The organism is Thermosphaera sp. (genome assembly GCF_059755995.1).
The window spans coordinates 1-6,113 of record NZ_DBOUKL010000037.1; the positions used below are offsets into that span (position 1 = coordinate 1).

The 6,113-nt window shown below is 46.3% G+C and carries 11 protein-coding genes; all 11 read left to right on the top strand.

The features are described 5' to 3' along the window. A partial coding sequence (locus tag AC3OH0_RS04025) for an NADH-quinone oxidoreductase subunit D-related protein (RefSeq protein WP_498344846.1) occupies positions 1 to 408 on the top strand: 408 nt, incomplete at its 5' end. Further along, the gene (locus AC3OH0_RS04030; protein WP_498344847.1) at positions 409 to 813 is read left to right on the top strand and encodes a 4Fe-4S binding protein; all 405 of its coding nucleotides are present in this window, start codon (positions 409 to 411) and stop codon (positions 811 to 813) included. 4 nt (positions 814 to 817) lie between these two features. After that, complete coding sequence (locus AC3OH0_RS04035) at positions 818 to 1,093, top strand: MrpF/PhaF family protein (protein WP_193435725.1); 276 nt, start codon at positions 818 to 820, stop codon at positions 1,091 to 1,093. Between the two features lie 2 nt (positions 1,094 to 1,095). Beyond that, complete coding sequence (mnhG, locus tag AC3OH0_RS04040) at positions 1,096 to 1,470, top strand: monovalent cation/H(+) antiporter subunit G (protein WP_193435724.1); 375 nt, start codon at positions 1,096 to 1,098, stop codon at positions 1,468 to 1,470. Beyond that, entirely contained in the window at positions 1,467 to 1,745 is a 279-nt protein-coding gene (locus AC3OH0_RS04045) for a Na(+)/H(+) antiporter subunit B (protein ID WP_193435723.1), read from the top strand. The genes mnhG and AC3OH0_RS04045 overlap by 4 nt, the downstream gene beginning before the upstream one ends. After that, a complete protein-coding gene (locus AC3OH0_RS04050) occupies positions 1,729 to 2,517 on the top strand; it encodes a Na(+)/H(+) antiporter subunit B (RefSeq protein ID WP_193435722.1) in 789 nt (262 codons plus the stop codon). The genes AC3OH0_RS04045 and AC3OH0_RS04050 overlap by 17 nt, the downstream gene beginning before the upstream one ends. Next, entirely contained in the window at positions 2,514 to 2,933 is a 420-nt protein-coding gene (locus AC3OH0_RS04055; RefSeq protein WP_193435721.1) for a sodium:proton antiporter, read from the top strand. The genes AC3OH0_RS04050 and AC3OH0_RS04055 overlap by 4 nt, the downstream gene beginning before the upstream one ends. Beyond that, positions 2,933 to 3,442, top strand: a complete 510-nt coding sequence (locus AC3OH0_RS04060; protein ID WP_193435720.1) for a Na+/H+ antiporter subunit E — start codon at positions 2,933 to 2,935, stop codon at positions 3,440 to 3,442. Before AC3OH0_RS04055 ends, AC3OH0_RS04060 begins: the two co-directional genes overlap by 1 nt. A gap of 11 nt (positions 3,443 to 3,453) precedes the next feature. Further along, entirely contained in the window at positions 3,454 to 5,076 is a 1,623-nt protein-coding gene (locus AC3OH0_RS04065; RefSeq protein ID WP_193435719.1) for a proton-conducting transporter transmembrane domain-containing protein, read from the top strand. Continuing rightward, positions 5,073 to 5,432 (top strand): sodium:proton antiporter, encoded by a 360-nt coding sequence (locus AC3OH0_RS04070; protein ID WP_193435718.1) that lies wholly within the window; start codon positions 5,073 to 5,075, stop codon positions 5,430 to 5,432. Before AC3OH0_RS04065 ends, AC3OH0_RS04070 begins: the two co-directional genes overlap by 4 nt. A 5-nt stretch (positions 5,433 to 5,437) precedes the next feature. Continuing rightward, the coding region (locus AC3OH0_RS04075; protein ID WP_498344848.1) for an NADH-quinone oxidoreductase subunit H at positions 5,438 to 6,113 on the top strand (676 nt) is incomplete at its 3' end.

Genomic DNA, 6,113 nt, shown 5'->3' on the forward strand with positions numbered 1-6,113 from the left:
ATGATGGTTAGATGGGATGAGGCTTTAGAGTCGGTTAAAATAGCTTTACACGTTCTCGACCGCTTACCAAGCGACGCAAACCCTGTGCCAGATGAGAAGAAGCTGCCGAGGAAAATACCTGCTGGGGAGGCTTACACCAGGGTTGAGGCGCAGAGAGGCGAATTAACCTACTACGTGATGAGCGATGGTAAATCACCTAATCCTTACAGAGTTAAGATTAGGACGCCCAGCTTCAACAACATCATCAGTAGCGGTTTCATGTATGTGGGGTATACTATTGCAGACCTTCCCGTGATACTGACCTCGCTCGACCCCTGCATCTCCTGCATGGAAAGAGTGACCGTCGTAGATGTAAAGAAGAATGTTTCCTACAAGCTACCTTTTAAAGAGTTGGCGAAGGGGGTTTAAATGAGGAGGCCGAAGCTTTTGAAGCTAGCGCTGGAGAACTTGGTTTCAAAACCAGCAACTATTCAATACCCCTATGAGCAAACCGTGATTGAGAAGGATTTTAGAGGAAGACACTACGCAGACTTGAGCAAATGTACAGGTTGCTCCTTGTGTAGCATAGAGTGTCCTGCCGACACTATCAAGATGAGGCCTATCCCACCGGATTACGAAGTCCCCAAATCCAATCCTAGAAGACTATACCCTCTAATCAACTATGGTAGGTGTGTTTTCTGCTACAGATGTATCACGGTATGCCCGTTTAACGCTTACGTTTCAACCAACGAGCACAGGCTTGCAGACACAGCTAAGAATGATTCATCCGAGCTCTCGCTTTCAACACTGAGGAAAATCGTTAAAGAAGGGTGATTCGATGGATTTAGTTCAAAGTTTAATTATAATATTCCTCCCATTCTACTTAGCAGCCATAGTCCTCTACTTGATAAGAGGTATAAAGGGACCTACAATAGGGGACCAGGTTCTCGCAATCGATTCAATGACGTATGACCTGGCAGCGTTGCTAGTAATACTTGGCTTATTTTTCAAAGAGCCAGTCCTTATCGTTACGGCCATACCCTTAGCTTTATGGATTTACTCTCTAGACATCTATATTGCGAAGTATCTCGAGAAAGGCGAGATGGGTGGTTAAGGATGATTGATGAAATAATCACTTATATCGGGTTAGCATTAATTGGCCTGGGCGCGTTATCAGATCTAATCGCGTCCATAGGTATGCATCGGTTTAAAAACTTCTACCTCCGTCTTCACGCTACCACTGTTGGAACCATCTGGGGCGCGGTCTTCCCGATCATAGGAGCTTCCCTAATAGCTTTCGTCTACGAGCCATTAGGTTCTTACAGATACCTCATGGGGGGAGCCGGCCTAGTCACAGCCTTGATAATTATGCTACTAGCTCCTGCAGGCTCCCATGCAATAGCGCGAGCAGTTCACAGAGCAGGGGTCGCCAGGGTTGTCCCATGTATTCACGATGAGTTGAACCCCCAGCTTTGTGGTGATAGGCAATGATCCCGCCTGAGACCTTGGTTTACCTATTCATGGCTGTAGCAGGAATAGGTTCAACAATATCCGTGTATTATGCTATTTTCGAAAAGGATTTATTGAAAGCAGTTATCTTCAGCGCTATTCAAAGCACTTTCTATGCTTTATTATACTTTTTACTCATGGCTCCTGACATCGTTCTCGTGTATCTCCCGGTCGCGGTCGGCCTCATACCTGGAGTATTAATTATTCTGATCAGCAAGACTGAGAGGGAGGAGAGGGTGGATGAAGAGGCTGGTTAAAACCCTAGTCCTGGTTTCAATCATACTAGGTTTTAGTCTAATATTGGCTGTGGCATCCGAATACTTCATACCAGGCGAAGCTGTAAGACCCTTGGCAGTCTTCTACCTCTCCACGACGTTTAACCCCTGGATCCCACATTTAACAGTGAACTCTCCAGAAGCCGTTACAGCCATAGTATGGGATTACAGAGGGCTGGACACATTGTTTGAGACAGCCGTATTCTACTTAGCACTCATTGCTGGAATAGCTCTCGCTCGCGGGGTTTCACTCAGGGCTGACCCCAACAGCGAGGGGGGATTGTCAGTTATTGTTAAAACTGTTACAAGGATAACTGGTCCGATGATAGTGGCCGTAGGGGCTTCGATAGGACTCCACGGTCACCTAACCCCCGGTGGAGGCTTCCAAGGCGGCGCGACAATCGCTGTCATTCCTCTAGTGATCATAATAGCGTTCTCCGTGTTCTTCGTCATAGGTAAAGGGGTTACCAAGGAGAAAATGCTTGTTCTAAGAAGTATTGGACTAGTAGGCATTGGTTTAACAGCGCTCGCAGCCTTGATAATCGGGCTGGCAGTAGGGAAAACTGCTTACGTGATTCAAAACATGGCTAAGCCTACTTCAGAAGTATCCTTTCCAGCATACTTTAACGGATCATTGGTAAGTGGAACCCTATGGTTTTTCAACCTGTTTGAAATGATTGCTGTCGCAGCAGGTTTCACTATAGCTTTCCTATTACTAACCTACCCGGAGAAGAAGGAGGGTGAGAACGCGTGATAAGCATCGAGTTCCTCAATACCTACTTATTGTCCATAGTCGTATTCTCACTTATATTAAACTTCGCACTCTCACTGTACGGATTGTTCTACAGGCCTCACTACATTAAGAAGATTATTGCTTTAACAATACTATCTGATACTGCAAACACTTTCGCAATCTACATTGGTTATAGAAGGTGGATTTCTGAGGGTGGCGTGAATCCAAGACCCCCCGTTATACCAACTACCGAAGTAACACCCGGGGTGTTATCCGAATTCGTGGCAAGGAGCGTGGACCCTCTGCCTCAGGCTCTCGTCCTAACCGCAGTGGTTATAGGCTTAGCAGTGACTATCTTCTTAGTTTTCCTAGGATACCAATTATTCATCCACTACAAGACACTAGACATGAGGAGGATAAAGAAGCTTAAGGGGTGATGGATTTGAAGATCGTTAATGGTTTAGTTGTTGCATTAATCGCGTTTATAACTTACATTGTATTCTCAGGCAGTATCACAACTTACGACATAATCACCGGGGTAATTGTTTCATTAGTAACCGGCTTTATTTTCTCCACTATAACGCTAAGCAACCCTCGCAAAGCATTAAACCCTAAGCGTTGGGCCTTATTCGTAATATATGCATTAAGATATCTAATCATCGATGAGACAAAAGCCCATGTGGATGTTATTAAACGCATACTCCACCCGAAAACCCCTGTTAACCCTGCAATAGTTAAAGTCCCGTTCAATGTTTCCACAGACTACGCCATTACAGCTATAGCGAACTCCATAACTAATACTCCTGGCACGGTCGTTGTAGACGTTGATGAAAAAGGGAAAGTCTTTTACGTGCACTGGATAGATGCTAAAACCTTAGAGCCCGAGAAAGCTCGTGAAGCAATTTCCTCAGTGTTTGAAAAGTATGCTGGGAATATGTTTGACTAGAGGTGGTGGGAATGGTTGACTCTCTTGCACACGTTTTAACAGGGTCTTTGGTCCCGGTCCTAGCCCTACTCGCTTTTTCAACCCCCCTAGTTGACAAGCTCACCAGAAATAAGAAGCTAATAGGTTTCATGAGCGTTATAGCAGGCGCGTGGGCATCAATAGCGAGCAGTATAATGTACTACTGGATAGTTGTAAATGAGAAACCCATAATATACGGGTTCGGCGGGTGGCCGCCTCACTTCGGGATAAGTTACGCTGTCGACGGGTTGAACGGTATAATAGGGTTGATGACCTCCTGGGTATTCCTCGCTATCGCGTTATACTCGCTGTGGTATGGTAGACACCTCGACGAGCCTGTATGGTATCATGTATTGTTAATCGGCCTCCTCGCCGGAATGCTGGGATGCCTTTACACCGGCGACGCTTTCAACTTGTTCGTAATGTTGGAAGTACTAGGTATTTCAGCGTATGGATTGGTTGCCTTCCATAAGGAGAGGGCTGAGGCTGTTGAAGCTTCTGCCAAGTATGCTTTAATCGGTGCTGTTGCAACCACAATATACTTCACAGCCCTGGTCGTAGTCTACGCAACATTCGGCTCCCTAAACATGGGCGTGTTGTCCTGCCTATCTAGAACGCCATCATGCCTCTCAATTGTCCCGGTTGTGGGAAGCATTGAGGTCTACCGGCTCGCCAGCTTGCTCGCAGTGGCTCTCTCCCTATGGGTTTTCACCTATAAGGCCGCCTTATTCCCCAATCACTTCTGGCTCCCTGACGCCCATCCCGAGGCTCCAACCCCTGTTTCAGCAGCCCTGTCAGGTCTGGTTGTTAACATAGGCGTTTACGCTACTATGAGATTCTTATATACAATCTTCGGTGAAGGAAGCCTGCTGGGTGAGTATAGAAGCATTGTCCTGATAGCGTTGTTTATCCTCGGCGTGGCAGGCGCCCTTCTCGGAGCCTTGATGATGATGATTCAGAAAGACATTAAAAGACTACTAGCCTACAGCACGGTGAGCCACATGGGCCTAATATTCATGGTTTTATCAGCCCCCGCATTCTCCAGCTCCTTAAGAGTTACCGAATTAGCAGTAGCGGCTGCAGCCCTTCACATAATCTCACACGGGGTCTCAAAAGCTCTGCTCTTCATGACCAGCGGGATCTTCATAGACTCGGCTGGAACCAGAAACATGGATGAGATGAGAGGGATTGGCAGGAAACATCCGCTTGCGTCAACCGCTTTCACAATAGGATTCCTCAACCTGATAGGCCTGGTGCCCTTCATAGGCTTCTTCTCGAAGCTATTAATGTATCAAGCCTATATGGAAGCCGGCTTCCCTATTGGAGGCGTCCTCCTGATAATTGCCTCGGCAGTGTCGATCCCAGGGTACTTGAAAGCACTGTACTCGATAGTTTTCGCAATTGGTAGCGAGAAATCACTAGAGAACACAGGTCACAGTGTTGAAGTATTGATGCTTGCTATTTCAATATCCTTATTAGTGATGGGAGGATTGGTTATCCCCTTGCTTGGACTCGTCTCGAACACCGAGTTAACATCCACGTCCTTGACGGGAGCCTTGAAATATGTTTACGAAACATTCTCAGCCATTATGAAGCTGGGAGGTGCTGCTCCATGACTCATTCATACAGTCTAAATGATCCCTTGGTAACAACAATACTGGTTTTCACGTCAATGAGCGTTAGCTTCCTAGTTTTACTGATTATTTATCAATCATTGAAATCCAGAGTGGTCAGGGAGACAAAAATCTACCTATCAGGTGAGCCAGAGGAAGTAGTAAGAGAGGCGTCCCCTAGCGTGGGAAACCTTTATTGGGGGTTCATCAAGAAGTTCGCGCGGTCGATTTTCAACACATTAATCAATAAAGTCCAAACCGGCAGTATCCATGAATGGTTCAGTTTCATATCCTCATGGCTAGGCATCCTAATCCTTCTGGCAGTATTGATGAGCATCTTGTACTTACTGGCGAGGTGAAACCCATGGATGTGTTTCAACTACTATTTGCAACCCTTATATTCCCGGGCTTGGTTTTTCTAACCGCGTTGTCATTCCTGACCCAGTACCTTGTTAGAAAACTGAGTGCTAGAATGCAGAGGAGAATGGGCCCAAAGTACGTGGGTCCTGTCGGGATCCTTCAGCCTGTGTACGATTTTCTAAAACTGCTTCGAGCTAAGGAGTTGCTGAAAACCAGGTACAGCATGATCAGGGCGGCGGAGATATCGCTTCTCCTAGGCCTTTCCTCACTGGTGGCTTCAATGCTCCTCCTGCCATTGAATGTTTACAGCGTGGGAAGCCCGTACGACTTCCTCATATTCTTCTACATGGCGAGCATATGGCCTATAATAATGATCATAATAGCATCTCTATCGATGCCCGGTCCATACACCAGTGTCGGCGTGTCAAGACTACTATCTATACTCACAGTTTCAGAGCCTGCTTTCTTCACAGGACTCTTAGTACCGGTGGCTCTCGCATCTTTCGACACTAACGCTCCCTTAATGATCTCCGCAACCGCTGTGAGAGTCGTCAACCTATGGATGAATCCTTTAACTCTTCCAATAATGATACTAGTAACTATTTCACTAATCGTTGCTGTCCAGTCTAAACTAATGCTCCCGCCATTCAATATTCCTGAGGCCGAGCAGGAAATAATAG